31 protein-coding genes are annotated in these 26,725 nt (G+C 69.7%); 25 read left to right on the top strand and 6 right to left on the bottom strand.

Translation table 11 applies throughout. The features are described from left to right. The first annotated feature begins 15 nt into the window (after positions 1-15). The 13 genes from rpsE (at position 16) to truA (ending at position 8,951) form a co-directional block, all read left to right on the top strand. Positions 16-621 carry a 30S ribosomal protein S5 gene (gene rpsE / locus ACFZDE_RS11105; RefSeq protein ID WP_009190144.1) on the top strand — a complete coding sequence of 202 codons (606 nt, stop codon included), beginning with the start codon at positions 16-18 and terminating at the stop codon, positions 619-621. A 2-nt stretch (positions 622-623) separates the two neighbouring features. Continuing rightward, positions 624-806: a 50S ribosomal protein L30 gene (gene rpmD, locus ACFZDE_RS11110; protein ID WP_003974250.1), complete on the top strand. Its 183-nt coding sequence runs from the start codon at positions 624-626 to the stop codon at positions 804-806. 2 nt (positions 807-808) lie between these two features. Further along, positions 809-1,264: a 50S ribosomal protein L15 gene (gene rplO, locus ACFZDE_RS11115; protein WP_031141307.1), complete on the top strand. Its 456-nt coding sequence runs from the start codon at positions 809-811 to the stop codon at positions 1,262-1,264. Between the two features lie 235 nt (positions 1,265-1,499). Further along, positions 1,500-2,813 (top strand): preprotein translocase subunit SecY, encoded by a 1,314-nt coding sequence (gene secY / locus ACFZDE_RS11120; RefSeq protein WP_390993133.1) that lies wholly within the window; start codon positions 1,500-1,502, stop codon positions 2,811-2,813. Further along, on the top strand, positions 2,813-3,475 hold the full coding sequence (locus tag ACFZDE_RS11125) for an adenylate kinase (RefSeq protein WP_390993136.1): 663 nt from the start codon (positions 2,813-2,815) through the stop codon (positions 3,473-3,475). The genes secY and ACFZDE_RS11125 overlap by 1 nt, the downstream gene beginning before the upstream one ends. A 134-nt stretch (positions 3,476-3,609) precedes the next feature. Then, the gene (gene map, locus ACFZDE_RS11130; protein ID WP_391199416.1) at positions 3,610-4,446 is read left to right on the top strand and encodes a type I methionyl aminopeptidase; all 837 of its coding nucleotides are present in this window, start codon (positions 3,610-3,612) and stop codon (positions 4,444-4,446) included. 264 nt (positions 4,447-4,710) lie between these two features. Further along, positions 4,711-4,932: a translation initiation factor IF-1 gene (gene infA, locus ACFZDE_RS11135; RefSeq protein ID WP_003948620.1), complete on the top strand. Its 222-nt coding sequence runs from the start codon at positions 4,711-4,713 to the stop codon at positions 4,930-4,932. 65 nt (positions 4,933-4,997) lie between these two features. Continuing rightward, on the top strand, positions 4,998-5,111 hold the full coding sequence (gene rpmJ / locus ACFZDE_RS11140) for a 50S ribosomal protein L36 (RefSeq protein ID WP_003974245.1): 114 nt from the start codon (positions 4,998-5,000) through the stop codon (positions 5,109-5,111). A 192-nt stretch (positions 5,112-5,303) separates the two neighbouring features. Further along, the gene (rpsM, locus tag ACFZDE_RS11145) at positions 5,304-5,684 is read left to right on the top strand and encodes a 30S ribosomal protein S13 (protein WP_004984507.1); all 381 of its coding nucleotides are present in this window, start codon (positions 5,304-5,306) and stop codon (positions 5,682-5,684) included. Positions 5,685-5,748: 64 nt separating this feature from the next. Further along, positions 5,749-6,153, top strand: coding sequence for a 30S ribosomal protein S11 (gene rpsK, locus ACFZDE_RS11150; RefSeq protein ID WP_003956432.1), 405 nt, complete (start codon positions 5,749-5,751; stop codon positions 6,151-6,153). A gap of 125 nt (positions 6,154-6,278) precedes the next feature. Then, the gene (locus tag ACFZDE_RS11155; protein WP_003966937.1) at positions 6,279-7,301 is read left to right on the top strand and encodes a DNA-directed RNA polymerase subunit alpha; all 1,023 of its coding nucleotides are present in this window, start codon (positions 6,279-6,281) and stop codon (positions 7,299-7,301) included. A 166-nt stretch (positions 7,302-7,467) separates the two neighbouring features. Beyond that, positions 7,468-7,956, top strand: coding sequence for a 50S ribosomal protein L17 (rplQ, locus tag ACFZDE_RS11160; RefSeq protein ID WP_390993146.1), 489 nt, complete (start codon positions 7,468-7,470; stop codon positions 7,954-7,956). 140 nt (positions 7,957-8,096) lie between these two features. After that, positions 8,097-8,951 carry a tRNA pseudouridine(38-40) synthase TruA gene (truA, locus tag ACFZDE_RS11165; RefSeq protein WP_391199417.1) on the top strand — a complete coding sequence of 285 codons (855 nt, stop codon included), beginning with the start codon at positions 8,097-8,099 and terminating at the stop codon, positions 8,949-8,951. 7 nt (positions 8,952-8,958) lie between these two features. On the opposite strand, the gene ACFZDE_RS11170 is transcribed toward truA, so the two are convergent. Beyond that, positions 8,959-9,828, bottom strand: a complete 870-nt coding sequence (locus tag ACFZDE_RS11170) for a hypothetical protein (protein WP_390993152.1) — start codon at positions 9,826-9,828, stop codon at positions 8,959-8,961. Between the two features lie 74 nt (positions 9,829-9,902). Here ACFZDE_RS11170 and ACFZDE_RS11175 point away from each other — a divergent pair, with 74 nt between their 5' ends. The 4 genes from ACFZDE_RS11175 to glmM all read left to right on the top strand — a co-directional run bounded on the left by ACFZDE_RS11175 (position 9,903) and on the right by glmM (position 12,953). After that, positions 9,903-10,214: a hypothetical protein gene (locus ACFZDE_RS11175; RefSeq protein WP_391199418.1), complete on the top strand. Its 312-nt coding sequence runs from the start codon at positions 9,903-9,905 to the stop codon at positions 10,212-10,214. A 217-nt stretch (positions 10,215-10,431) separates the two neighbouring features. Continuing rightward, a complete protein-coding gene (rplM, locus tag ACFZDE_RS11180) occupies positions 10,432-10,875 on the top strand; it encodes a 50S ribosomal protein L13 (RefSeq protein WP_010036634.1) in 444 nt (147 codons plus the stop codon). 42 nt (positions 10,876-10,917) lie between these two features. After that, the gene (gene rpsI, locus ACFZDE_RS11185) at positions 10,918-11,430 is read left to right on the top strand and encodes a 30S ribosomal protein S9 (protein WP_030854572.1); all 513 of its coding nucleotides are present in this window, start codon (positions 10,918-10,920) and stop codon (positions 11,428-11,430) included. A gap of 164 nt (positions 11,431-11,594) precedes the next feature. Further along, on the top strand, positions 11,595-12,953 hold the full coding sequence (gene glmM, locus ACFZDE_RS11190; protein WP_390993160.1) for a phosphoglucosamine mutase: 1,359 nt from the start codon (positions 11,595-11,597) through the stop codon (positions 12,951-12,953). Between the two features lie 104 nt (positions 12,954-13,057). Here glmM and ACFZDE_RS11195 read toward each other — a convergent pair whose 3' ends face one another. Next, positions 13,058-13,996: a DUF389 domain-containing protein gene (locus ACFZDE_RS11195; RefSeq protein WP_390993933.1), complete on the bottom strand. Its 939-nt coding sequence runs from the start codon at positions 13,994-13,996 to the stop codon at positions 13,058-13,060. A 32-nt stretch (positions 13,997-14,028) separates the two neighbouring features. Further along, a complete protein-coding gene (gene coaA / locus ACFZDE_RS11200; protein ID WP_390993934.1) occupies positions 14,029-14,997 on the bottom strand; it encodes a type I pantothenate kinase in 969 nt (322 codons plus the stop codon). A 191-nt stretch (positions 14,998-15,188) separates the two neighbouring features. Here coaA and ACFZDE_RS11205 point away from each other — a divergent pair, with 191 nt between their 5' ends. From ACFZDE_RS11205 to glmS, 3 genes are all read left to right on the top strand, one after another. Next, positions 15,189-16,196: an ATP-binding cassette domain-containing protein gene (locus ACFZDE_RS11205; RefSeq protein WP_391199420.1), complete on the top strand. Its 1,008-nt coding sequence runs from the start codon at positions 15,189-15,191 to the stop codon at positions 16,194-16,196. Next, positions 16,193-17,008, top strand: a complete 816-nt coding sequence (locus ACFZDE_RS11210; RefSeq protein ID WP_391199422.1) for an ABC transporter permease — start codon at positions 16,193-16,195, stop codon at positions 17,006-17,008. Before ACFZDE_RS11205 ends, ACFZDE_RS11210 begins: the two co-directional genes overlap by 4 nt. A gap of 87 nt (positions 17,009-17,095) precedes the next feature. Next, on the top strand, positions 17,096-18,943 hold the full coding sequence (glmS, locus tag ACFZDE_RS11215) for a glutamine--fructose-6-phosphate transaminase (isomerizing) (RefSeq protein ID WP_390993169.1): 1,848 nt from the start codon (positions 17,096-17,098) through the stop codon (positions 18,941-18,943). A gap of 116 nt (positions 18,944-19,059) precedes the next feature. Here glmS and ACFZDE_RS11220 read toward each other — a convergent pair whose 3' ends face one another. Continuing rightward, positions 19,060-19,419 carry a hypothetical protein gene (locus ACFZDE_RS11220; RefSeq protein WP_390993172.1) on the bottom strand — a complete coding sequence of 120 codons (360 nt, stop codon included), beginning with the start codon at positions 19,417-19,419 and terminating at the stop codon, positions 19,060-19,062. A gap of 155 nt (positions 19,420-19,574) precedes the next feature. Between ACFZDE_RS11220 and ACFZDE_RS11225 the strand changes: the two genes are divergently transcribed. After that, entirely contained in the window at positions 19,575-19,946 is a 372-nt protein-coding gene (locus ACFZDE_RS11225; RefSeq protein WP_391199423.1) for a holo-ACP synthase, read from the top strand. A gap of 34 nt (positions 19,947-19,980) precedes the next feature. Here the strand turns inward: ACFZDE_RS11225 and ACFZDE_RS11230 are convergent, their stop codons facing one another. Together ACFZDE_RS11230 and ACFZDE_RS11235 are read right to left on the bottom strand one after the other, a co-directional pair. Next, positions 19,981-20,259, bottom strand: coding sequence for a hypothetical protein (locus ACFZDE_RS11230; protein WP_390993177.1), 279 nt, complete (start codon positions 20,257-20,259; stop codon positions 19,981-19,983). Positions 20,260-20,421: 162 nt separating this feature from the next. Next, positions 20,422-21,576: a hypothetical protein gene (locus ACFZDE_RS11235; protein WP_390993180.1), complete on the bottom strand. Its 1,155-nt coding sequence runs from the start codon at positions 21,574-21,576 to the stop codon at positions 20,422-20,424. Between the two features lie 326 nt (positions 21,577-21,902). Here ACFZDE_RS11235 and ACFZDE_RS11240 point away from each other — a divergent pair, with 326 nt between their 5' ends. From ACFZDE_RS11240 to tsaE, 4 genes are all read left to right on the top strand, one after another. Next, positions 21,903-23,333, top strand: coding sequence for an NAD(P)H-hydrate dehydratase (locus ACFZDE_RS11240; protein WP_391199424.1), 1,431 nt, complete (start codon positions 21,903-21,905; stop codon positions 23,331-23,333). A gap of 215 nt (positions 23,334-23,548) precedes the next feature. Continuing rightward, positions 23,549-24,715 carry an alanine racemase gene (gene alr, locus ACFZDE_RS11245; protein WP_391199426.1) on the top strand — a complete coding sequence of 389 codons (1,167 nt, stop codon included), beginning with the start codon at positions 23,549-23,551 and terminating at the stop codon, positions 24,713-24,715. Positions 24,716-24,823: 108 nt separating this feature from the next. After that, a complete protein-coding gene (locus ACFZDE_RS11250; RefSeq protein ID WP_391199427.1) occupies positions 24,824-26,083 on the top strand; it encodes an alpha/beta fold hydrolase in 1,260 nt (419 codons plus the stop codon). Further along, positions 26,052-26,570: a tRNA (adenosine(37)-N6)-threonylcarbamoyltransferase complex ATPase subunit type 1 TsaE gene (gene tsaE, locus ACFZDE_RS11255; protein WP_390993191.1), complete on the top strand. Its 519-nt coding sequence runs from the start codon at positions 26,052-26,054 to the stop codon at positions 26,568-26,570. The genes ACFZDE_RS11250 and tsaE overlap by 32 nt, the downstream gene beginning before the upstream one ends. Positions 26,571-26,725: the final 155 nt, after the last annotated feature.

A 26,725-nucleotide genomic window follows, 5' to 3' on the forward strand; every position in this document is an offset into this window, starting at 1 on the left:
AGAGAGGTAATTCCAATGGCTGGACCCCAGCGCCGCGGTGGCGGTGCCGGTGGCGGCGAGCGGCGGGACCGGAAGGGCCGTGACGGCGGCGCTGCTGCCGCCGAGAAGACCGCGTACGTTGAGCGCGTTGTCGCGATCAACCGCGTCGCCAAGGTTGTGAAGGGTGGTCGTCGCTTCAGCTTCACCGCGCTGGTCGTGGTGGGCGACGGTGACGGCACCGTGGGTGTCGGATACGGCAAGGCCAAGGAGGTGCCGGCCGCCATCGCCAAGGGCGTTGAGGAGGCCAAGAAGCACTTCTTCAAGGTCCCCCGTATCCAGGGCACCATCCCGCACCCGATCCAGGGTGAGAAGGCTGCCGGCGTCGTGCTCCTGAAGCCCGCGTCGCCCGGTACCGGTGTGATCGCCGGTGGTCCGGTGCGTGCCGTGCTCGAGTGCGCCGGTATCCACGACGTGCTGTCGAAGTCGCTCGGCTCCGACAATGCGATCAACATCGTGCACGCGACCGTGGAGGCCCTGAAGGGTCTGCAGCGTCCCGAGGAGATCGCGGCCCGCCGTGGTCTGCCGCTCGAGGACGTCGCCCCCGCGGCTCTCCTGCGTGCGCGTGCCGGGGCGGGTGCGTAATCATGGCGCAGCTCAAGATTACGCAGGTCAAGTCCTACATCGGCAGCAAGCAGAACCACCGTGACACCCTGCGTTCCCTTGGTCTCAAGGGCATCAACACGCAGGTCGTCAAGGAGGACCGCCCCGAGTTCCGCGGAATGGTGCACACCGTCCGCCACCTCGTGACGGTCGAGGAGGTCGACTGATCATGGCGGAGAACAACCCGCTCAAGATCCACAACCTCCGTCCCGCCCCGGGCGCCAAGACCGCCAAGACCCGTGTGGGTCGTGGTGAGGCGTCGAAGGGTAAGACGGCCGGTCGTGGTACCAAGGGCACGAAGGCCCGTTACCAGGTTCCGGAGCGCTTCGAGGGTGGCCAGATGCCCCTTCACATGCGTCTCCCGAAGCTGAAGGGCTTCAAGAACCCGTTCAAGACCGAGTTCCAGGTCGTGAACCTCGACAAGCTGGCCGCGCTCTACCCCGAGGGTGGCGAGGTCACCGTCGAGGGTCTGGTGGCCAAGGGGGCCGTTCGCAAGAACAGCCTCGTCAAGGTCCTCGGCCAGGGCGAGATCTCCGTGGCGCTGCAGGTGACGGTCGACGCCGTCTCCGGCTCCGCCAAGGAGAAGATCACCGCCGCCGGCGGTTCCGTCACCGAGCTCGTCTGAACTCCACAGGCGTCTCGATGACCTGAGCGATCCCGACCGGGGATACCCCACAAATGGGGTATCCCCGGTTGGTCGTTCCTAGGGCGGCAGTCTCGCCGGTAAGGTGGCCTGCACTGCCCACTTTTCACTGGGTGCTTGACTTCGGGCACTCACAGCGGCAGTTGACCGTTACCTATTCGTCGAACCTCAAGACCGTCACCCTTGACGCAGTTGCGCGGGGGTCGCAGGAGGCACCGTGCTCACCGCGTTCGCCCGGGCGTTCAAGACGCCCGACCTGCGCAAGAAGCTGCTCTTCACGCTCGGCATCATCGTGGTCTACCGGGTCGGTACGCACATCCCGATCCCAGGCGTCGACTACCGGAACGTCCAGACCTGTATCGACAACGCACAGGCCAACCAGGGCATCTTCGGCCTGGTGAACATGTTCAGCGGCGGCGCGCTGCTGCAGATCACGATCTTCGCGCTGGGCATCATGCCGTACATCACGGCGAGCATCATTCTGCAGCTGCTGACCGTGGTGATCCCGCGTCTGGAAGCCCTGAAGAAGGAGGGCCAGGCCGGTACGGCGAAGATCACGCAGTACACCCGTTACCTGACGATCGCCCTCGCTGTCCTTCAGGGCACCGGCCTCGTCGCCACCGCCCGCAGCGGCGCTCTCTTCTCGGGCTGCCCGGTGGCCAGCCAGATCGTCCCCGACCAGTCGATCTTCGTCACCATCACCATGGTCATCACGATGACCGCCGGTACGGCCGCCGTGATGTGGCTCGGTGAGCTCATCACCGACCGCGGCATCGGCAACGGCATGTCGATCCTGATGTTCATCTCGATCGCCGCCACCTTCCCGTCCGCCCTGTGGGCCATCAAGCAGGAGGGCTCCCTGGCCGGCGGCTGGATCGAGTTCGGCACGGTCATCCTGGTCGGCTTCGCCATGGTCGGCCTGGTGGTCTTCGTCGAGCAGGCCCAGCGCCGCATCCCGGTCCAGTACGCCAAGCGCATGATCGGCCGTCGTTCCTACGGCGGTACGTCCACCTACATCCCGCTCAAGGTGAACCAGGCGGGCGTGATCCCCGTCATCTTCGCCTCGTCGCTGCTCTACATCCCGGCGCTGATCGCTCAGTTCGCCGGAGGGAACTCGGGCTGGAAGACCTGGATCGAGCAACACTTCGTCAAGGGCGACCACCCGTACTACATCGTCACGTACTTCCTGCTGATCGTTTTCTTCGCGTTCTTCTACGTGGCGATCTCGTTCAACCCCGAGGAAGTCGCCGACAACATGAAGAAGTATGGTGGCTTCATCCCGGGCATCCGGGCTGGCCGACCGACCGCTGAGTACCTGAGCTACGTACTCAACCGGATCACCTGGCCGGGTTCGCTGTACTTGGGACTGATCGCTCTTGTGCCGACGATGGCGTTGGCAGGTTTCGGGGCAAACCAGAACTTCCCGTTCGGCGGGACCAGCATCCTGATCATCGTGGGTGTCGGTCTCGAGACCGTGAAGCAGATCGAGAGCCAGCTCCAGCAGCGCAATTACGAAGGGTTCCTCCGCTGATGCGTATCGTCCTCGTCGGGCCGCCGGGCGCCGGTAAGGGAACGCAGGCCGCGTTCCTGGCCAGTAACCTGTCGATCCCGCACATCTCCACGGGCGACCTGTTCCGGGCCAACATCAGCCGGCAGACGGAACTCGGCAAACTGGCGAAGTCCTACATGGACGCGGGCAACCTCGTGCCCGACGAGGTCACCATCGCGATGGCGAAGGACCGCATGGAGCAGCCGGACGCCGAGAACGGTTTCCTGCTGGACGGCTTCCCCCGCAACGTGTCGCAGGCCGAGGCGCTCGACGAGCTGCTCGAGACCGAGAGCATGCAGCTCGACGCGGTGCTGGACCTCGAGGTCCCCGAGGACGAGGTGGTCAAGCGCATCGCCGGCCGCCGCATCTGCCGTAACGACTCCTCGCACGTCTTCCACGTGACGTACAAGCAGCCGGCCAAGGACGGCGTCTGCGACGTCTGCGGCGGCGAGCTGTACCAGCGGGACGACGACTCCGAGGACACGGTCCGTACGCGGCTGGAGGTCTACCACACCCAGACCGAGCCGATCATCGACTACTACAAGGCCCAGGGCCTGGTGGTCACGATCTCCGCGCTCGGCAAGGTGGAGGACGTCACGACGCGCGCCATGGAGGCGCTCAAGCGTGGCGGGGACGACGCGTAGTCGTCCTGTGCACAAGCTACGGCCGCGGTTCCCCTCGGGGGCCGCGGCCGCTGTGTGGGCGGGGTCCGTCGTGCGGCCCCGTTATCGTTGAAGGCGTTCGCCGTCCCCGAAGGTCCAGAAAGGCCGTAGCTCCCATGGTGCAGATCAAGAGCCCCGAGCAGATCGCCAAGATGCGTGAGGCGGGGCTGGTCGTCGCGGCCATCCACGCGGCGACCGGTGAGGCCGCGGTGCCCGGGGCGACGACGAGGGATCTGGACCAGGTCGCCCGCAAGGTCCTCGCCGAGCGCAACGCCAAGCCGAACTTCCTCGGCTACGGCGGCTTCCCGGCGACGATCTGCACCTCGGTGAACGAGGTCGTGGTCCACGGCATCCCGTCCGACGACGTCGTCCTCAAGGACGGCGACGTCATCTCCATCGACTGCGGCGCGATCATCGACGGCTGGCACGGCGACGCCGCGTTCACGGCCTTCGTGGGCTCCGGTCACGCCCCGGAGCTCATCGAGCTCTCCCGGGTGACCGAGGAGTCGATGTGGGCCGGTATCGCCGCGATGAAGCAGGGCAACCGGCTGGTCGACGTCTCCCGGGCGATCGAGACGTACATCCGCCGCCAGCCCAAGCCCGGCGGCGGCAAGTACGGGATCATCGAGGACTACGGCGGTCACGGCATCGGCACCGAGATGCACATGGACCCGCACCTGCTGAACTACGTCGACCGGCGGCGGGGCAAGGGGCCGAAGCTGGTGCCCGGGTTCTGCCTCGCGATCGAGCCGATGGTGTCGCTGGGGACGCCCAGGACGGAGGTTCTCCAGGACGACTGGACCGTCATCACGACGGACGGTACGTGGTCGTCGCACTGGGAGCACTCGGTCGCTCTGACGGAGGAAGGGCCGTTGGTGCTGACGTCTCCCGACGGGGGGAAGGCGAAGCTCGCCGAGCTGGGGATCGTCGCCGCGCCTGATCCGCTGGGCTGAGTGCGCGCGCTCCGGGACGGACGGTCGCGTCGTTCGGCGGCTGCGGGTTCGTTGTGGTTGTTCGCGCGCACGCGGCGCAGCCGCATATCGACACAGCCCGCGCCCCTGACGGGGCGCGCTTAAAGCTGTCTCCGGTGGGGCAGACTTCCTCGATTCGTGTTTCCGAGGGCCCTGTCGTAGACTGACTCGTCGGCTCTTGTGTACCCGCATGTCTGCATGCGCTCGCACAGGGTCGATCAAGGTAGTCGATTCGAAGGGCGAAGCGTGGCCAAGAAGCAAGGTGCCATCGAGATCGAGGGCACTGTCGTCGAGTCTCTTCCGAACGCCATGTTCAAGGTCGAGCTCCAGAACGGCCACCAGGTCCTGGCACACATCAGCGGCAAGATGCGCATGCACTACATCCGCATCCTCCCTGACGACCGGGTCGTGGTGGAGCTGTCTCCGTACGACCTGACCCGTGGCCGGATCGTCTACCGCTACAAGTAGATCTTGCCTGTGCCCCGCGCGCCGCGTGCGACGGGGCTGCCGGCACTGACCCGGAGAACCTCACCATGAAGGTCAAGCCGAGCGTCAAGAAGATCTGCGACAAGTGCAGGGTGATCCGCCGTCACGGCCGGGTCATGGTCATCTGCGACAACCCGCGCCACAAGCAGCGCCAGGGCTGACGCACGACCGATCCCTCTGCATCCATCGCAGAGATTCGCGCGACGCAAGCTGAATATGTTCATACGCAGAACCCAGGCGGACCCGTTCGTCTGACACCCCCGGTTCGGAGGCTGGGGACCCAGTTCGTACCTGGTACGGCGGCTGGGATCCGGTTCTGCGGAAGACCTCCGACAAGTAACTGGAGCCATTGAATGGCACGCGTTTCCGGTGTTGACATCCCGCGCGAAAAGCGCGTGGAGATCGCCCTCACCTACGTGTTCGGCATCGGCCGGACTCTCTCCCAGCAGACGCTGGCCGCCACCGGCGTGGACCCGAACACCCGTGTTCGGGACCTCTCCGAGGAGCAGCTTGTCGCGATCCGCGAGTACGTCGACAACAACATCAAGACCGAGGGTGACCTCCGTCGCGAGATCCAGGCCGACATCCGCCGCAAGGTCGAGATCGGCACCTACCAGGGTCTGCGTCACCGTCGTGGTCTGCCCGTCCGCGGTCAGCGCACCAGCACCAACGCTCGTACCCGCAAGGGTCCGCGTCGCGCCATCGCCGGCAAGAAGAAGCCGGGCAAGAAGTAGTCCACAGCGGACGCCTGTCCACGGTCTTCGCTGTAGGACCGACCACCTCCCGTAGGAGTTATAGATGCCCCCCAAGGGTCGTCAGGGCGCTGCCAAGAAGGTGCGCCGCAAGGAAAAGAAGAACGTCGCTCACGGCCACGCGCACATCAAGAGCACGTTCAACAACACGATCGTCTCGATCACGGACCCGTCCGGCAACGTGATCTCCTGGGCCTCCGCCGGCCACGTCGGCTTCAAGGGCTCCCGGAAGTCCACGCCGTTCGCCGCGCAGATGGCCGCCGAGTCGGCTGCCCGCCGCGCCCAGGAGCACGGCATGCGCAAGGTCGACGTCTTCGTCAAGGGCCCGGGCTCCGGTCGTGAGACCGCGATCCGCTCCCTCCAGGCGACCGGCCTCGAGGTCGGCTCGATCCAGGACGTCACGCCGACCCCGCACAACGGCTGCCGTCCGCCCAAGCGCCGCCGCGTCTGATCTTGGACGCAGGCCGTTTGGTCTGAGGTTTTCGGGCGGTATGGCTCTTCGGGGCCATATCGCCCGTACCCTTGTTTCACATCAGGGCGTCAAATAGCGGGCGCCCCTGACAGAAGGATCACAATATGCTGATCGCTCAGCGTCCCTCGTTGACCGAAGAGGTCGTCGACGAGTTCCGCTCCCGGTTCGTGATCGAGCCGCTGGAGCCGGGCTTCGGCTACACCCTCGGCAACTCCCTGCGTCGGACCCTCCTGTCCTCGATCCCGGGTGCGGCGGTCACGTCCATCCGCATCGACGGCGTGCTGCACGAGTTCACCACCGTGCCGGGCGTCAAGGAGGACGTCACCGACCTGATCCTCAACATCAAGCAGCTGGTCGTCTCCTCGGAGCACGACGAGCCGGTCGTGATGTACCTGCGCAAGCAGGGCCCGGGTCTGGTCACCGCCGCCGACATCGCGCCCCCGGCCGGTGTCGAGGTGCACAACCCCGACCTCGTCCTCGCCACGCTCAACGGCAAGGGCAAGCTGGAGATGGAGCTCACGGTCGAGCGTGGCCGCGGTTACGTCTCCGCCGTGCAGAACAAGCAGGTCGGTCAGGAGATCGGGCGCATCCCGGTCGACTCGATCTACTCGCCGGTTCTCAAGGTCACGTACAAGGTCGAGGCCACGCGTGTCGAGCAGCGGACCGACTTCGACAAGCTGATCGTCGACGTCGAGACCAAGCAGGCCATGCGGCCGCGTGACGCCATGGCGTCCGCCGGTAAGACCCTGGTCGAGCTGTTCGGTCTCGCCCGCGAGCTGAACATCGACGCCGAGGGCATCGACATGGGCCCGTCCCCCACGGACGCCGCCCTTGCCGCCGATCTGGCGCTGCCGATCGAGGAGCTGGAGCTCACCGTTCGGTCGTACAACTGCCTCAAGCGTGAGGGCATCCACTCCGTGGGTGAGCTCGTGGCGCGTTCCGAGGCCGATCTGCTCGACATCCGCAACTTCGGTGCGAAGTCGATCGACGAGGTCAAGGCGAAGCTGGCGGGCATGGGCCTCGCGCTCAAGGACTCGCCTCCCGGGTTCGACCCGACGGCCGCCGCCGACGCCTTCGGTGCGGACGACGACGCGGATGCCGGTTTCGTGGAGACCGAGCAGTACTGATTCGGCTGCCGGCCCGTCGTGGCTGGTCGCGCAGTTCCCCGCGCCCCTTTGGGGCGCGACCTTCCGGGCGTCCGAAAAGGCGCCCGGATCTCTGACAGACGACCGTCTGCTCAGATACTGACCCCGGTACCTGATACGGCCGGGGCAGACACCTAGGAGAAACACCATGCCGAAGCCCACCAAGGGTGCCCGTATGGGCGGCAGCGCCGCGCACGAGAAGCTGCTCCTCGCGAACCTCGCGAAGGCGCTCTTCGAGCACGGCCGCATCACCACCACCGAGGCGAAGGCGCGCAAGCTGCGTCCGTACGCCGAGCGTCTGGTCACCAAGGCGAAGAAGGGCGACCTTCACAACCGCCGTCAGGTGCTCCAGGTCATCACGGACAAGAGCATCGTGCACACGCTCTTCACCGAGATCGGCCCGCGCTACGAGAACCGTCCGGGTGGCTACACCCGTATCACCAAGATCGGTAACCGCCGCGGCGACAACGCGCCCATGGCTGTCATCGAGCTGGTGGAGGCTCTGACGGTGGCGCAGGAGGCCACGGGCGAGGCCGAGGCCGCGACCAAGCGCGCGGTCAAGGAAGACGCCCTCAAGAAGGACGAGGCCGTCGAGGCCAAGTCCGACGAGGTCGCCGAGGAGTCGAAGGACGCGTAAGCGTTCTGCCGGGGGCTGTGCGTTTGCGGCTGCGGGTTCGTGGTGGCTTGTCGCGCAGTTCCCCGCGCCCCTGTAAGGGCGTTGCGGGCCCGTTCCTTCATAGGAACGGGCCCGCTTTTGTGTTCTGAGAGGATCTGTACGTGAGTGACGAAGTAGCGGCCGGGTACGTGCGGGTCCGGCTTGATCTGTCGTACGACGGGAGCGAGTTCTCCGGGTGGGCCAAGCAGGCCGCGGGGCGGCGGACCGTGCAGGGGGAGATCGAGGACGCCCTGCGGACCGTGACGCGGTCGCGGGAGACGTACGAGCTGACCGTCGCGGGGCGTACCGATGCCGGTGTGCACGCGCGGGGGCAGGTCGCTCATGTCGATCTGCCGCGTGAGGTGTGGGCCGAGCACCACCAGAAGCTGCTCAAGCGGCTCGCCGGACGGCTGCCCCGGGACGTGCGCGTCTGGGCCCTCAGAGAGGCTCCCAGCGGCTTCAACGCCCGTTTCTCGGCCATCTGGAGGCGTTACGCGTACCGGGTGACGGACAACCCCGGGGGCGTGGACCCGCTGTTGCGCGGTCATGTGCTGTGGCACGACTGGCCCTTGGACGTCGAGGCCATGAACGAGGCGGCCCGGGGGCTGCTGGGCGAGCACGACTTCGCCGCCTACTGCAAGAAGCGGGAGGGCGCGACCACGATCCGTACGCTCCAGGAGCTGAGCCTGGTGCGGGGGGACGACGGGATCATCACCGCCACCGTGCGGGCCGACGCCTTCTGCCACAACATGGTGCGCTCGCTCATCGGGGCGCTGCTGTTCGTCGGGGACGGGCACCGGCCCGCCGACTGGCCCGCGAAGGTGCAGGCGGCCGGTGTGCGGGACTCCGCCGTGCACGTCGTACGGCCGCACGGGCTGACGCTGGAGGAGGTCGGCTACCCGGCCGACGAACTGCTCGCCGCGCGCAGCAAGGAGGCGCGCAACAAGAGGTCGCTGCCGTCGGCCGGCTGCTGCTGACGTCCTCTCACTCCTCGGCCGCGGCCGAGGCCTGGGCTTCGCCGCGGCGGCGGATCTGGTTGAACGTGAACTGGCCCAGGTCGTCGCCGGTCTTGTAGACCGCGGTGTCCTTGGGCGTCACGTCCTTGCCGTCGGTGAAGCCGGCGTTGGTGAAGTAGGCGTAGCGGCCGTAGGAGTTGCTGGTCGTGCGGCAGAAGCCGGACTCGCAGAACGGCTTCACACCGCCGCCGGAGAGCGACTTGATGAAACTCTTCTTGGTGCTCTGCCCCTTGGCCTTGGCGGCCTGGGCCTCGGTGTCGAAGACGGCCACGCCGACCGTCACGGCCATCTTGTCCTTGAGGTAGGTCACGCGTATCAGGCGGGTGCAGTCGTTCCCCGTGAGGATCTTGGGGAGGGTGCCGCCGGCCGCCGAGGCGCAGTTCCTCGTGTCCGCCGTGGGGCCCTTCTTGTAGACCGTCTCGCCCATGGTGAGCTGGGTGCCCGGGAAGAGGGTCTCCGGGCTTAGCGGGGCCTTGTCCTTCTTCGCGCTGGCGATGAAGTCCTTCGGGTCCAGCGGGGGAGGGGCGCTGGTGGGCGCGAACGACGGGGCGGAGGCGGTCTGGCTCGGGATGTCGGCCGACGGCAGGGAGGTCGGGTTCCCCTTGTTGTCGCCGCCCGCCGAGACGACGGCCACGGCGACTGCGGTGCCGATCGCGACCGTGGCCAGCGCGCCCCCGCCGATCAGCAGCACCCGGCGGCGCTTGTTGCGGGCCTCGGAGGCTTCGGCGAGCGCCGCCCAGTCCGGGGACTGGCCGCCCCCGCTGTTCCAGGGCTGCTGCGACTGCGGTTTCCAGGGATCCCACTGGGACTGAGGTCCCCCCTGCTGCCCATAGCTCATGGGCCGCATCTTAGACGGGACAAGGGGTGTGCTGGTCCGCCCGGATCGGCTCTCCAACCCCTAGCGTTCCTCCCATGCGCACGGGCAAAGGCGACATCTCCGGGTGGTTGGGGCGAGTGCTGCCGGCCGTGCTGCTGCTGGGGTGCGTGTTGTCGTGGCCGCTCCTCACGGCCGGGGTGTGGCCGTCCGTCGTGGTGGGGGCGCTGGGGGCGTGCCGTCGGCTGCGTGGTGGTGGATCCGTACCGCGCCGGTGTGCGGCGGTCCTCGTCGACGTGGCACTCTCTTCGGTGTTTCCGTTCGTACGGCCGCTGCGGCGGAGGACGGTGCGCAGGGTCGTCACGCTCTGTGCGGCGCTGTACGCCTCGGTGACCGGCCGGCTGCGGTGATACCGCGTTTTGACCCTTGTGGTGTACCCCGGTATTCTGCTTGTTCGTTGTGTATTGGCTTGCTCATTCTCACGGGACGGGCCCTTACACCGGTCCACCGGGCCGATGACCAGCGACCCCACGTACGCGGTATGCGTCGCCGCAGTGCGGTCCAGGCTGTCGTGATCGTTTCGGTGACCAGTTATGGACCATTCACTCGAAGCGAAGGCTACGAACCGTGCGTACGTACAGCCCCAAGCCCGGCGATGTGACGCGCCAGTGGCACGTCATCGACGCCCAGGACGTTGTCCTGGGTCGTCTCGCCACCACTGCCGCGACGCTCCTCCGGGGCAAGCACAAGCCGATCTACGCCCCCCACGTCGACGCTGGTGACTTCGTCATCATCATCAACGCGGACAAGGTGCACCTGTCCGGCAACAAGCGGACCCAGAAGATGGCGTACCGCCACTCCGGCTACCCGGGTGGTCTGCGCTCCGTCCGTTACGACGAGCTCCTCGACAAGAACCCCGAGAAGGCCATCGAGAAGGCCGTCAAGGGCATGCTCCCCAAGAACACGCTGGGCCGTCAGATGCTCTCGAAGCTGAAGGTCTACAAGGGTGACCAGCACCCGCACGGCGCGCAGCAGCCGCAGCCGTACGAGATCACCCAGGTCGCGCAGTAAGTCCGGCCACCCCCAAGACTGAACAGAATTCTGAGGAGAATCGTGGCCGAGACCACTGCCGAGCAGCCGCTCGAAGAGCTTGACATCGACAGCTACACCACCGAGTCCGAGGTCCCCGTCGAGGGTGAGTACACCTCGGAGTCCATGGCCTCCCGCTTCGGTGAGCCCCAGCCGGCCGCCGGCCTGGGCCGTCGTAAGAACGCCATCGCCCGCGTCCGGATCGTTCCGGGCACCGGCAAGTGGAAGATCAACGGTCGCACCCTCGAGGACTACTTCCCGAACAAGGTGCACCAGCAGGAAGTCAACGAGCCCTTCAAGGTGCTCGAGCTCGACGACCGCTACGACGTCGTCGCCCGCATCTCCGGTGGCGGTGTCTCCGGTCAGGCCGGTGCGCTCCGTCTCGGTGTCGCCCGTGCGCTGAACGAGGCGGACGTCGACAACAACCGCGGCCCGCTGAAGAAGGCCGGCTTCCTCAAGCGCGACGACCGTGCGGTCGAGCGCAAGAAGGCCGGTCTGAAGAAGGCCCGCAAGGCTCCGCAGTACAGCAAGCGCTAAACGCGACGCCCGTCCTCGCGACTGGCTTCGCCTCGATCGCCCCGGCGGCACGGTTGTGCTGCCGGGGCGGTTCGTTTACACAACCCCTACCGGTCCCGGACAGTCTCAGGGAAGGTACGCGGGACGTGAGCCGCATTCTCTTGAGCAATACGGAGGACACCACTGTGGGACGACTCTTCGGCACGGACGGCGTGCGCGGTGTCGCCAACGCGGATCTGACGGCGGAGATGGCCCTGGGCCTCTCCGTGGCCGCGGCACACGTACTGGCCGAGGCGGGCACGTTCGAGGGACACCGGCCGAGGGCCGTGGTCGGGCGTGACCCCCGTGCGTCCGGGGAGTTCCTGGAAGCCGCCGTGGTCGCGGGCCTCGCCAGCGCCGGTGTGGACGTCCTGCGGGTCGGCGTGCTGCCGACGCCCGCCGTGGCGTACCTGACCGGGGAGCTCGGCGCCGACCTCGGGGTGATGCTCTCCGCGAGCCACAACGCCATGCCCGACAACGGCATCAAGTTCTTCGCCCGCGGTGGGCACAAGCTCGCCGACGAGCTGGAGGACCGGATCGAGTCCGTCTACGAGGAGCACCGCACCGGCGCGCCGTGGGACCGGCCGACCGGGTCCGGGGTGGGCCGCGTACGGGACTACGACGAGGGCGCCGACCGGTACGTCGCGCATCTGCTGGGCGTCCTGCCCAACCGGCTCGACGGGCTGAAGGTCGTCCTCGACGAGGCGCACGGCGCCGCCGCCCGGGTCTCGCCCGAGGCGTTCCAGCGGGCCGGTGCCGAGGTCGTCACGATCGGGGCCGAGCCGGACGGGCTCAACATCAACGACGGGTGCGGTTCGACGCACCTGGACAAGATCAAGGCCGCCGTCGTCGAGCACGGGGCCGATCTCGGCATCGCGCACGACGGTGACGCCGACCGGTGCCTCGCCGTCGACCACACCGGTGCGGAGGTGGACGGGGACCAGATCCTCGCCGTGCTCGCGCTGGCGATGCGGGAGCGGTCCGTGCTGCGGTCCGACACGGTCGTGGCCACGGTGATGTCCAACCTCGGGTTCAAGCTCGCCATGGAGCGTGAGGGCATCCGGCTGGTGCAGACCGCCGTCGGTGACCGGTATGTGCTGGAGGAGATGAAGGAGCACGGGTTCGCCCTCGGGGGCGAGCAGTCCGGGCACGTCATCATCCTCGACCACGCGACGACCGGGGACGGCACGCTGACCGGGCTGCTGCTGGCGGCGCGGGTGGCTCAGACCGGGCGTACGCTCGCCGATCTCGCCGGGATCATGGAGCGGCTGCCGCAGGTGCTGATCAATGTGCCGGATGTCGACAGGTCGCGGGTGGGGACGTCCGCGGAGTTGTCGGCGGCGGTTTCCGATGCGGAGCGGGAGCTCGGTGAGACCGGGCGGGTGTTGCTGCGGCCCTCCGGGACGGAGCCGTTGGTCCGGGTGATGGTCGAGGCGGCCGATATCGAGCAGGCTCGGTCTGTCGCGGGGCGGTTGGCCGATGCGGTGAAGTCGGCGCTCGGGTAGTCGGGCGGGTCGGGGGTGGGGGCTGCGGTTGACTGCGGGCTGCGGGTCGTTGTGGCTTGTCGCGCCCACGCGGCGGAGCCGCATATCGGCACAGCCCCGCGCCCCTAGAGCTTGCCGACCCCCTGGCGTTGTCTCGACCAGAGCCACTTCTGGATCAGCAGGGTGGCCGTGCCCGCGACGATGATGCCCAGCAGGTTCAGCAGGAGCTGCTGGGTGGAGCCCCAGGTCTGGCTTGTGTCGCCGTAGCTCAGGGCCACGGCCGCGTTCGCCGCTGCCGGGACCGTGGTGACGGAGATGGCGACACCGACCAGTGCGCCCGACTTGGCCGAGGTCAGGGAGAGGGTGCCGGCGATGCCGGCCAGGACCGCCACGACGAAGGAGAACCAGTCGGGGGCGTAGATGAAGCCGGTGTTGGGGCGTTCGGCTTCCAGCTGGGTCTCGGTGAACAGGCCGGCCGCGTCCATGAAGAGGCTGAAGGCGACCGTCACCGCCATCGCCGCGGCGAAGCCCACCAGCAGCGCGATCAACGAGCGAAGGGCCAGGTGCGGTCGGCGTCGGACGATCGCGGTGCAGATGCCGGTGAGGGGACCGAACTCCGGACCCACCGCCATGGCACCCACGATCAGGATCGCGTTGTCCAGGACCACGCCGCACGCGGCGATCATGGTGGCGAGCGTGATGAAGGCGAGGTAGGTGACGGAGAGGGCCGACTCCTCGTGCGTCGCCTCGGTCAGCTGCTCCCACAGGACCGCGTCCGCGCCCTCACCCGGTGCGTCGGCCTCCGCCCGGTCCGCCCGCTCCGACAGGGACAGCTCGATGCTCTCGACGGCGATGGAACCGGTGGTGTCGATGCCCAGTTCCCGCAGTCGGGCGAGCAGTTCGTCGCCCGCCTCCCGCGCCACGTCGCACATCACCACGTCCCCGGCGGGGTCGCGGGCGGCGCCCGGCAGCACGACGAGGTGGGTGGTGCCGACCGTCTTCCCGATCAGCAGGATCACCTCGTCGGTCCGGTCGGACGGTGTGATCAGACGCAGATGGAGCATGGCGCTCATCTAACCCGCCTTCGCCGGTGGCGTCACAGCTTGCGCAGGCTGAGCCGCTGCACCTTGTGGTCAGGGCCCTTGCGCACGACGAGGGTGGCGCGGCCGCGGGTCGGGGCGATGTTCTCGACGAGATTGGGCCGGTTGATCGTGCGCCACATCGTCCGGGCGTAGTCGAGGGCCTCCTCCTCGGAGACCTGGGTGTACTTGCGGAAGTACGAGGAGGGGTTCTGGAAGGCGGTCGCGCGCAGCTTGCGGAAGCGGTTGAGGTACCAGGTCTCGACGTCCTCGACGCGGGCGTCGACGTACACGCTGAAGTCGAAGTAGTCGGCGAGACCGACCCGGGTGCGGCCGTCCTTGCCGGGCAGGGCCGGCTGGAGGACGTTCAGGCCCTCGACGATCAGGATGTCCGGGCGGCGGACCGTCAGTCGCTTGTCGGGGACGATGTCGTAGATCAGGTGGGAGTAGACGGGCGCGGAGACCTCGTCCTTGCCGGCCTTGATGTCGGCGACGAAACGGGTCAGGGCGCGGCGGTCGTAGGACTCCGGGAAGCCTTTGCGGGACATCAGGCCGCGGGCCTGGAGTTCCTTGGTGGGGAGCAGGAAGCCGTCGGTGGTGACCAGCTCGACGCGCGGGTGCTCGGGCCAGCGCGAGAGCAGGGCCTGGAGGAGACGGGCGACGGTCGACTTGCCGACCGCGACCGAGCCGGCCACTCCTATCACGAACGGGGTGCCCGACTGGGAGCCCTGCTCGCCCAGGAACGTGTTCAGCGCGCCTCTGAGGCCGTCGGTGGCGCCGACGTAGAGATTGAGCAGGCGGGAGAGCGGGAGGTAGATGTCCCGCACCTCGTCGAGGTCGATCACGTCGCCGAGACCGCGCAGCTTCTCGACCTCCTCGGCCGTCAGTGGCAGCGGCGTCTTGTCACGCAGCGCGCTCCACTCGGCTCGGGTGAGGTCGACGTAGGGAGTCGCCTCCGGGCGGGGCCGGTGGGCGCTCCGGGGCATCGAGGAGACCGGAGAGATCACAGTCCATTGTTACGGGCGTACGAACAGTTGGTGAGGTGGGATCCGTCACGCGGGGTGTTCGCACCGCTTCCTCCTGGTGAAAGCCGGTGCGGGTGGAATGTCAGTGGTGTGGGTCACAGTTGTGTCAGAGGTGGGCTCGGTCCGGGGTCCACGAACGCCTGGGAGTACCCATGACGTACGCGATTGAGGCGGAAGGCCTGGTCAAGCGGTTCAAGGAGACCGAGGCGCTGGCCGGCGTGGATCTGGCGGCCCGCAAGGGCACGGTGCTGGGGCTGCTGGGGCCCAACGGCGCGGGGAAGACGACCGCGGTGCGGATCTTCGCGACGCTGCTGCGCCCGGACGGGGGCAGGGCCCGGGTGGCCGGCCATGACGTGGTCCGGGAGGCCGGGGTCGTGCGCTCTCTGGTCGGGCTGACCGGGCAGTACGCGGCGGTCGACGAGAACCTGACCGGCACCGAGAACCTGCTGCTCATCGGCCGCCTGCTGGGACTGCCGAGGAGGGAGGCGAAGGCCCGGGCCGGTGAACTGCTGGAGCGTTTCCAGCTGACCCAGGCGGCCGGGCGGGCCGCGAAGACCTTCTCGGGCGGCATGCGCAGACGCCTGGACCTCGCGGCCAGCCTCGTCGGCCGGCCCAGCATCCTCTTCCTCGACGAGCCGACCACGGGTCTCGATCCGCACAGCCGCGGTGAGCTGTGGGACCTGCTGCGCGGTCTGGTCGCGGACGGTGCGACGGCCCTGCTGACCACGCAGTATCTGAACGAGGCCGATGTCCTCGCCGACGACATCGTGGTGATCGACAAGGGCCGGGTGATCGCCGAGGGCACACCGGACCAGCTGAAGGCGCAGGTCGGCGGGCAGGTGCTGGAGCTCAGGCCGATCGCCGGGCGGGACCTCGCGCGGGCGCACGCGCTGGTGGCCGGGGCCGCCGGGCCGCGGGCCCGGATCGAGGGCGAGACGGTCACCGCGCCGGTGCCGGACCCCGAGCTGATGCCGGCCGTCGTGCGCGCGCTGGACCGGGAGGGCATCGCCGTCGGAGAGCTGGCCCTGCGTCGCTCCTCGCTCGACGAGGTCTTCCTCTCCCTGACCGGCCACCGCGCCGAGCCGGGCGAGGCGGAGCAGGACGGCGGTGCGGCCGTCCGGGAGGACGAGGAGCTGGACAAGGCGGTGAGCCGGTCATGACCGCCGACGCCACCACCCTCACCGCGCCGGTCACCGCGTCGGGCCGGGTGCCTCCCCTCGCCGGGCTGCGGCAGACCTTCACCATGGCCTGGCGGAGCCTGGTCGCCGTCAAGCACAACCCGCTCGAACTGGTCGACTACAGCATCACGCCGATCATGTTCGTGTTCCTGTTCACCTATGTGCTGGGCGGGCAGATGGCCGGCTCGCCCGACGCGTACCTGAAGTACGCGCTGCCCGGGATCATCGTGCAGAACACCCTGTTCATGACGATGTACACGGCGATGGCCCTCAACACCGACCTCACCAAGGGCGTCTTCGACCGGCTGCGCAGTCTGCCCATCGCCCGCTCCGCCCCGCTCATCGGCCGGATCACCGCGGACCTCGCCAAGCACCTGTGGGCGCTGCTGCTGATGATCGGCCTCGGGCTGGCGCTCGGCTTCCGTGTCACCGGCGGATTCGGCGGCTTCCTGCTCGGCGCCCTGCTGGTGATCGTGTTCGCCGCGGCCGTCTCCTGGAGCGCGGTGCTGATCGGGATGCTGGCCGGAGACGCCGAGAAGGTCCAGGCGTTCGCGTTCACGCTCATCTTCCCGATCACCTTCACCAGCAGCGCGTTCGTCGTCGTCGACACGATGCCCGGCTGGCTCCAGGCGTGGAGCGACGTCAATCCGGTGACCCATCTGTCGGACGCGTTCCGGGGGCTGCTGCTGGGCGGGGCGGTGGCGGAGCCGGTGCTGTGGTCGCTGGTGTGGGCGGCGGGCATCGCCCTGGTCTTCTATCCGCTGGCCATGCGGGCCTATCGGGCGAAGGTCTGACGCAGGGCCTCATACCCCGGTGGGAATTTCCGATTTCGGGCACACAACGACCGGTTCGGTACGGGAATCGACCCTAAGCTGCCGCCCATGTGTGGAATCGTGGGATACGTGGGGCCGCAGTCCGCGCTCGAGGTCGTGATGGCCGGGCTGAAACGGCTGGAGTACCGGGGGTACGACTCGGCGGGCGTCGCCGTCCTGGCCGACGGCGGGCTGGCGACGGCGAAGAAGGCCGGCAAGCTGCTCAACCTGGAGAAGGAGCTGGACGGCAGGCCGCTGCCGTCCGGCGCGACGGGCATCGGGCACACCCGGTGGGCCACGCACGGCGCGCCGACGGACACCAACGCCCACCCGCACATCGACAACGCGGGCCGGGTCGCGGTGGTGCACAACGGCATCATCGAGAACTTCGCCCTGCTGCGCGCCGAACTCGCGGAGCGCGGCCACGACCTGGCCTCCGAGACGGACACCGAGGTCGTCGCCCATCTGCTCGCCGAGGAGTTCTCCTCCTGCGCGGATCTCGCCGAGGCGATGCGGCTGGTGTGCCGACGGCTGGAGGGCGCGTTCACGCTGGTCGCGGTGCACGCCGACGAGCCGGACGTGGTGGTGGGCGCGCGGCGCAACTCGCCGCTGGTGGTGGGCGTCGGGGACGGCGAGGCCTTCCTCGCCTCGGACGTCGCCGCGTTCATCGCCCACACCCGCTCGGCCATCGAACTGGGCCAGGACCAGGTGGTGGAGCTGCGCCGGGACGGTGTGACGGTCACGGGCTTCGACGGCCATCCGGCCGATGTGCGCTCCTACCACGTCGACTGGGACGCCTCCGCCGCCGAGAAGGGCGGCTACGACTACTTCATGCTCAAGGAGATCGCCGAGCAGCCCAAGGCGGTCGCCGACACGCTCCTGGGCCGGATCGACGGCTCCGGTTCGCTGACGCTGGACGAGGTGCGGATCCCGCCGGGCGTGCTGCGGGCGACCGACAAGGTCGTCATCGTCGCCTGCGGTACGGCCTTCCACGCCGGGATGATCGCCAAGTACGCGATCGAGCACTTCACGCGGCTGCCCTGCGAGGTGGAGCTGGCGAGCGAGTTCCGCTACCGGGACCCGATCCTGGACGCCCAGACACTGGTCATCGCCATCTCCCAGTCCGGCGAGACCATGGACACGCTGATGGCGCTGCGGCACGCCCGTGAGCAGGGTTCCAGGGTGCTGGCCATCTGCAACACCAACGGTTCGACGATCCCCCGTGAGTCGGACGCGGTGCTGTACACACATGCCGGGCCGGAGGTGGCCGTCGCCTCGACCAAGGCGTTCCTGACACAGCTCGTGGCGTGCTACCTGGTCGCCCTGTACCTGGGCCAGGTGCGCGGCACGAAGTGGGGCGACGAGATCCGGGCGGTGATCCGCGACCTGTCGTCGATCGCCGGTGCGGTGGAGCAGGTGCTGGGCACGATGGAGCCGGTGCGGGAACTGGCGCGCACGCTGGCCTCGAAGAAGACGGTGCTGTTCCTCGGCCGGCACGTGGGGTATCCGGTGGCGCTCGAAGGCGCGCTGAAGCTCAAGGAACTCGCCTACATGCACGCCGAGGGGTTCGCGGCCGGGGAGCTGAAGCACGGGCCGATCGCGCTGATCGAGGAGGACCTGCCGGTGGTCGTGGTGGTGCCGTCGCCACGCGGGCGGTCGGTGCTGCACGACAAGATCGTGTCCAACATCCAGGAGATCCGGGCGCGCGGTGCCCGGACGATCGTGATCGCCGAGGAGGGCGACGAGGCGGTCGTGCCGTACGCGGATCACCTGGTCCGCATCCCCGCCACGCCGACCCTGCTCCAGCCGCTCGTCGCCACGGTGCCGCTCCAGGTGTTCGCCTGCGAGCTGGCGACGGCCCGGGGCAACGAGGTGGACCAGCCGCGGAACCTGGCCAAGTCGGTGACGGTGGAGTGAGCGGGTCTCCGGGGTGAGCGGGTCTTCGGAGTGAGCGGGTCTTCGGAGTGAGCACAAGGGGCGAACGGCCGGATGCCGTTCGCCCCTTTCGATCAGCCGGTCAGGCCGTCAGCCGCTCAGATCGGCAGGCAGGTCGCCGGGACCCAGCCTTCCTTGCTGGTGCTGTTGGGGCCGCCGAAGTACCACTTGTTGCTCGTCTTGCCGCAGGCCGTGTAGCTGCCGCCGGTGACGGGCTTGCTGCCGCCGAAGCAGATGCCGCCCTTCTGGCCCTTGTTCCAGGTGCCGAGCGCGGTCGAGCTCGTCTTGGGCTGGCTGCGGAGGTTGACGGTGGCCTTGGGCTTCACGTTGGTCAGCGCGCTGCTGCAGTCGGGCTTGGTCGCCGCGGCGGCGGTGCCGGCGGTGGCGACGGTGCCGGTGAGGGCCGTGGCGAACAGGGCTATGGCCGTGGCCGCGGTCCCCAGCGACGTGAACTTCATGAACGGTGTCCTCCCGTTTGGTGCGATGCCGTTTGCACATCGCGGTCAGCGCGAACTCTATAGCGGGGAGGAGGAGTTGAGGATCACGGGGTCTCCCGGGCGGTGCCCGGGAGCCGTTCGCGCCGGATCGGGCCCGTCACCGTAGGGTGCTGCCCATGAGCATCATCGGGGTCGGCATCGACGTTGCCGAGATCGAGCGGTTCGCGGCTTCACTGGAGCGTACGCCCGCGTTGGCCGAGCGGCTGTTCGTGGAGCGGGAGTTGCTGCTGCCCAGCGGGGAGCGGCGGGGCGTCGCCTCCCTCGCCGCGCGGTTCGCGGCCAAGGAGGCACTGGCCAAGGCGCTCGGCGCACCGGCCGGGCTGCTGTGGACGGACGTCGAGGTCTGTGTCGAGGACAGTGGACAGCCCCGGCTGCGGGTGAGCGGCACGGTGGCCGCCCGGGCCGCGGAACTCGGCGTGCGGAGCTGGCACGTCTCCCTGAGCCATGACGCGGGGGTGGCCTCAGCGGTGGTGATCGCGGAGGGGTGAGGCCCGCGTAACGGCTTCAGCCCAAGGGCAGGCCCTAGCCTTGGCTCAGGGACCAGATCAGCGTGATCGTGCCGACGAGGCCGATCGCGCCCAGGGTCGTACCGGCCGCCGCGGGCCACAGCCGCCCCGTGCCCCTGCGGGCGTAGTGCAGGCCCATCGTCCCGAACGTCACCGCGAGGGCGCCTGCCAGCGCGGTCCACGGGATCAGGAACGCCCAGGTGCCCACGGCCGAGAAGGTGCCGAGGAGCAGGGCCGTCGGGCCGAGGGCGGTGGCGGGGCTGTCCGCGTCGTTGGATGCTGTCGAGCTGGTCATGTCTCGTCGATCCCCCTTTTTTGAACGAGTTCAAAACGCGACTCGATCATACGCCCGGGCTGCCGTGCGCGGGGGCGGGACCCCGAAACCCCCGCCGAGTGGGGTGGCGGGGGTTTCGGAGCATGGGGGTCTGGGGGGTCTCCGGGGTCTAGGGGGTGTGGGTCAGCAGATCGACTGGCTGCTGTTCACCCGCGTGATGTTGCGGAAGGTCGTGTTCTCGCCGCACGGGCTTTCCCTGATGGCCGAGTTGGTGACCGTCAGGTTCTGGACGGTGATGTCCCTGTTGTTGGGGAACTCCGAGCGGGCCGCCAGGCGCAGTTCGCCGCCGCCCGTGATCGTGCCGCTCTGTGCCGCGAGGCTGACGTTGTAGCAGTTCTCGATCAGGACCGAGTTGTTGCCGGTGTTGGACAGCGTCACCTTGTCGATGACGGCCCCGCCGCTCTCCGAGACACAGAACACGCCGCGTCCGCCACCGCGCGCGACGACCTCGCCGACCCGGATGTTGGTGGGGTACCCGCTGCCGATCCGGCCGTTGCGGTTGGCCATCCGGAAGGCGGCGTAGCCGGTGCCCGTGCCGGCGTTCTCGGCGTCCACCTTGGTGACCTGGGCGTTGATGGTCTGGTTGAGCAGCAGGCCCGACTCGCCGACGTTACGGGCCGTCACCGTGCCGACGGTGAGGCCGTCGACGCCGTACGTCTCGACCGCGTGGCTGGAGGCGCCGGAGACGTAGACGTTGTCGATGCGGACGTTGCGCGTCCACTGGCTGGTGTCACCGCGGTTGTCGATGCGGACGCCCAGGCCGCGGCTCAGGCGCATGTCGATCTGGCCGAGCACCACGTTCTGGACGTTGCGCAGGAAGATGCCGTAGAGCGGGGTGCCGGTGAGCTTGAGGTTCTGGACCTCGATGTCGCGGGTGCCGCGGGAGTAGACCGGTGCCTGGTCGCCCGAACCGCTGCCGGTGACGTTGATCGTGCCGCAGACGTCGAGGACGGTGTAGCTCGGCAGCGAGATGCGGGAGCCCGCCGAGACCGAACCTGAGCCGCGGACCACGACCCGTTCCTTGGAGGTGCGCCCGGCGGTGAGGCTGTTGACCGCCGCCTGTACGGCCGCGCGCATGTCGGTGCCGGTGTAGACCGTGCTGCCGCCGCGCCGGGCGGTCCAGGTGCCGCCGCTCTGCACGGCCTCGGCCTGGAAGGAGCCGTCTCCGCAGGCCAGTGCGCGGGTGGGGGCGGCCGTGGCGGGGGCGGTCAGGGTGCCGGCGGCGGTGAGGAGGGCGGTGGCACCGGCGGCGGCCAGTAATGCGGCTCTACGTCCCATGGGGGCCTCGGTTTCGTCGAACGTGGGGGAGTGTGCAAGCGCTTTCTGTGCGGCGGGAGTCTGGCAAAGGGGCGGCGGGGCGTCAACGGGGGCGACATGGTTCACGGGCGCGGGAGGGGGCGACATGGTTCGCGGGTGCGGGGAGAGGCGGGGTGCCCGGGGGTGCAGGGCGGCGGGGGCGTAGGGGATGCGTCTGAGGGGGCGTGAGGCGTGGGGGATGCGTCTGAGGGGGCGTGAGGCGTGGGGGATGCGTCTGAGGGGGCGTGAGGCGTGGGGGATGCGCGTGAGGGGGCGTGGGGTGGCGGTCCTGCGGGAAACTCGACCGCATGCGTACTGCGTACAGCGTGGAGACGGTCCGGAACGCCGAACGGGAGCTGATGGCGCGGCTGCCGGAGGGGGCGCTGATGCAACGCGCCGCCGCCGGGCTCGCCGCGGCCTGCGCCGACCTGCTGGGGCGGGTGTACGGCAGCAGGGTCGTGCTGCTGGTCGGCAGCGGCGACAACGGCGGTGACGCCCTGTACGCCGGAGCCCGGCTGGCCCGTCGCGGGGCCGGGGTCACGGCGGTACTGCTCTCCCCGGAGCGGGCGCACGCCGCGGGGCTCGCGGCGTTGCGGCGGGCCGGGGGGCGGGTCGCGGGGGCCGGGGACGGAGAGGCGCTCGTCGAGGGCGCGGACCTGGTCGTCGACGGGATCGTCGGGATCGGCGGGAAGGGTGGGCTGCGGCCGGAGGTGGTGCCGTTGGCCGCCGCCGCGCTGCGCTCGCGCGGGGCCGTCGTCGCCGTCGATCTGCCGAGCGGGGTCGACGCCGACACCGGCGAGGTGCACGGGCATGCCGTGCGGGCCGATCTGACCGTGACGTTCGGGACGCACAAGCCGGGGCTCCTGATCGATCCCGCGCGGGAGTACGCGGGGTCGGTGCGGCTGGTCGACATCGGTCTTGAGCTGCCGGTCGAGCCCGAGCTGGAGGCGTTGCAGCACGAGGACGTGGCCCGGCTGCTGCCGGTGCCGGGGGCGGAGAGCGACAAGTACCGGCGGGGCGTGGTCGGGATCGCCGCCGGGTCGGCGCGCTACCCGGGGGCCGCGGTACTCGCCGTCTCGGGCGCGTTGCGGGGCGGGGCCGGGGCCGTGCGGTACGTCGGGCCGGCCGCGGACGCCGTCATCGCGCGGTATCCCGAGACGCTGGTGTCGGACCAGGGTCCCAAGCACGCCGGGCGGGTGCAGGCGTGGGTCGTCGGGCCGGGGGCCGGGGACGACGCGGCGACGGTGGCGGAGGTGCTGGCGGCGGACGTGCCGGTGCTGATCGACGCGGACGGGTTGCGGCTGGCGGATGTGGACGTGGTGCGGGGGCGGCGGGCGCCGACGCTGATGACGCCGCATGCGGGGGAGGCGGCGGCGCTGCTGGGGGTGGAGCGGGGGGAGGTCGAGGGGGGTCGGCTGGCGGCGGTTCGGTCGCTGGCGCGGCGGTACGGGGCGACGGTGCTGCTGAAGGGGTCCACGACGCTGGTGGCCGACTCGGGGGGTGGGGCGGTTCGGGTGAATCCGACGGGGACGGGGTGGCTGGCGACGGCCGGGAGCGGGGATGTGCTGTCGGGGCTGGGTGGGTCGTTGCTGGCGGCGGGGTTGTCCTCGGTGGATGCCGGGAGTGTGGGGGCGTATCTGCACGGGCTGGCCGGGCGGTTGGCGGCGGGTGGGGGGCCGGTGGGGGCGCATGAGGTGGCGGAGGCGGTTCCGGGTGCTTGGCGGAATGTCGTGGGGTGAGTGACGGGTGGGTGGGGGTTGGTGTGGGGTGGCTCGCCCCCGCCGCCCCTTCCCGTCCCGACCCCGGGGGCTGCCGCCCCCGGACCCCCGCTTCGGCCTGAACGCCTGGTCCTCGAACGCCGGACGGGCTGGGGTGGACTCGGCCGGGGGCGTGGCGACATGGCGGTGGGCCTGCCGGCGTGGTGGGGTCGGGGGGCTCTGAGACACTGGGCGCGATGAGTGAGAGAACAGCCGCGACCGCGCCCCTGCGGGCCCGTGCCGAGATCGATCTGGCCGCGTTGCGGGCCAATGTGCGGGCTCTGCGCGCCCATGCGCCGGGCGCGGCCGTGATGGCCGTGGTGAAGTCCGAGGCGTACGGGCACGGGGCTGTGCCGTGTGCGCGGGCGGCCCTCGCCGCGGGAGCGAGCTGGCTGGGCACGGCCACGCCCGAGGAGGCCCTCGCGCTGCGGGCCGCCGGGCTGCCGGGGCGCATCATGTGCTGGCTGTGGACGCCCGGCGGACCGTGGCGCGAGGCGATCGAGGCCGAGCTGGACGTGTCCGTCAGCGGCATGTGGGCCCTGGAGGAGGTCGTCGAGGCGGCCAAGGGGGCCGACCGGCCCGCTCGCGTGCAGCTCAAGGCGGACACGGGGCTCGGTCGTAACGGGTGCCAGCCCGGGGACGACTGGGCCGCGCTGGTCCGTTCGGCACTGCGGGCCGAGGCCGAGGGGCTGCTGCGCGTCACGGGGCTGTGGTCGCACTTCGCCTGCGCCGACGAGCCCGGGCACCCCTCCATCGCCGCCCAGCTCGGCGTCTTCCGCGACATGGTCGCGTACGCCGAGGGACAGGGCGTACGGCCCGAGGTCCGGCACATCGCCAACTCGCCGGCCACCCTCACACTCCCCGAGAGCCACTTCGACCTGGTCCGCACCGGCATCGCCACCTACGGCATCTCGCCCAGCCCCGAGCTGGGCACCCCGGCCGACTTCGGGCTGCGCCCGGTGATGACGCTGTCCGCCTCGCTGGCCCTGGTCAAGCGCGTACCGGGCGGGCACGGCGTCAGCTACGGCCACCACTATCTGACCCCCGGCGCGACCACCCTCGGCCTGGTGCCGCTGGGCTACGCGGACGGCATCCCGCGGCACGCCTCCTCAGCCGGGCCGGTCCTCATCGAGGGCAAGTGGCGCACGATCGCCGGGCGGGTCGCGATGGACCAGTTCGTGGTGGACCTGGGGGGCGACGAGCCCGTGGCGGGGGCCGAGGCGGTCCTCTTCGGGCCCGGGGACCGCGGAGAGCCCACCGCGGAGGACTGGGCCCAGGCGGCCGGAACCATCGCCTACGAGATCGTGACCCGGATCGGAACGCGTGTTCCGCGCGTCCATGTGAATGAGGAACGGGACGGGTAACCCGGACGGGGAACCCGTCACGCGAGACACAACAAGAACCCGAGCAACACCAGCACCGTCCGACCCAGCAGGTCGTCCCACCGGCACCCCGGCGAAGAGGAGCGGTACGTGAGCGAGAGCAGTGCGGAGGTCGTCGCGGACGTCGCCTCCGCGGCCGTCGCGGCCTCCGCCGCGGGGGCGGCGGGAGGCTGGCGCCGGGCGACCGGTGTCGCCGGTGTGGCGATAGGCGTGGTGGCCGCGGGCGCGGCCGCCGGTGTCGCCCTGGAGCGGATGACGGTCGGCCGCGGCATGCGCCAGAAGGCCCGGCTCGCCCTGGACTCGGCCGGGCCGTACGGCTCGCTGCGCGGCATGCCGGGCAAGGCGTTCGCCGACGACGGCACCGAGCTGTACTACGAGGTCGACGACCTGGACATGGAGGCCGCGCCCGCCGCCCTCGGGTCGCGCCGCCGACGGCTCTTCGGCCGCAAGTCGCCCGCTCCCGTCACCGTCGTCTTCAGCCACGGCTACTGCCTCAGCCAGGACTCCTGGCACTTCCAGCGGGCGGCCCTGCGGGGTGTCGTGCGGACCGTGCACTGGGACCAGCGCAGCCATGGCCGGTCCGGCCGGGGCGTGGCCCAGGGGCGGGACGACGAGCCGGTCACGATCGAGCAGCTGGGCCGGGACCTGAAGGCCGTCATCGACGCGGCGGCCCCCGAGGGTCCGCTCGTGCTGGTCGGGCACTCCATGGGCGGTATGACGGTCATGGCGCTGGCCGACCAGTACCCCGAGCTGATCCGCGAGCGGGTCGTCGGGGTCGCCTTCGTGGGTACGTCCTCGGGGCGGCTCGGCGAGGTCAACTACGGCCTGCCGGTCGCCGGGGTCAACGCGGTGCGGCGGGTGCTGCCCGGAGTGCTGAAGGCGCTGGGGCAGCGGGCCGAGCTGGTGGAGAAGGGGCGCCGGGCGACCGCGGACCTGTTCGCCGGGATCATCAAGCGATACTCCTTCGCGTCGCGGGACGTCGATCCGGCCGTCGCGCGGTTCGCCGAGCGGATGATCGAGAGCACACCGATCGACGTGGTCGCCGAGTACTACCCGGCGTTCAACGACCACGACAAGACCGAGGCGCTCGCCCACTTCGCGGAGCTGCCGGTGCTCGTCCTGGCCGGGGTGCAGGACCTGGTCACGCCGAGTGAGCACAGCGAGGCCATCGCCGATCTGCTCCCCGACGCCGAGCTGGTACTGGTGCCGGACGCGGGTCACCTGGTGATGCTGGAACACCCGGAAGTGGTCACCGACCGCCTCGCCGACCTGCTCACCCGCACGGGTGCCGTGCCCGCAGGGGCTACCGTGAAGGGCTATGGAAGCACCAGCACCGCACAGCCCGGCTGAGTCCGGTTCCGTCCAGATCGTCGTCACGTCCCCCGAGCAGATGCGGGAGCTGGGCCGCCGGCTCGCGAAACTGCTGCGCGCCGGTGACCTGGTGATGCTCAGTGGGGAGCTCGGCGCGGGCAAGACGACGCTGACCCGGGGGCTGGGCGAGGGGCTCGGCGTGCGCGGGGCCGTCACCTCGCCGACGTTCGTGATCGCCCGGGTGCACCCCTCGCTGGGCGACGGGCCGCCGCTGGTCCACGTCGACGCCTACCGCCTGTCCGGCGGGCTGGACGAGATGGAGGACCTCGACCTCGACGTCTCGCTGCCCGAGTCCGTGGTGGTCGTGGAGTGGGGCGAGGGCAAGGTCGAGGAGCTGACCGAGGACAGGCTCCAGGTGGTGATCCACCGGGCGGTGGGTGACACCACCGACGAGGTCCGGCAGATGACGATCACCGGTCTGGGGGAACGCTGGGCCGAGGCGGATCTGAGCGTGCTCGCCGCGTGAGGGCTCGCCGCCCCGGGGTTGTGGGGTGCGGTGGTGCGATGAACATTCCGACAAGACGTCGGGAAGCTGTTGCGTCCGGTGTCTCGTGCGTGGTCACATGGTACCCAGTTCGTAGTTAGGTGTACCTAACTTCGTCGGCCCCGGCCCTTCGGGAG

Origin of the sequence: Streptomyces sp. NPDC007929, assembly GCF_042959065.1 — a bacterium.
Lineage (GTDB): Bacteria > Actinomycetota > Actinomycetes > Streptomycetales > Streptomycetaceae > Streptomyces.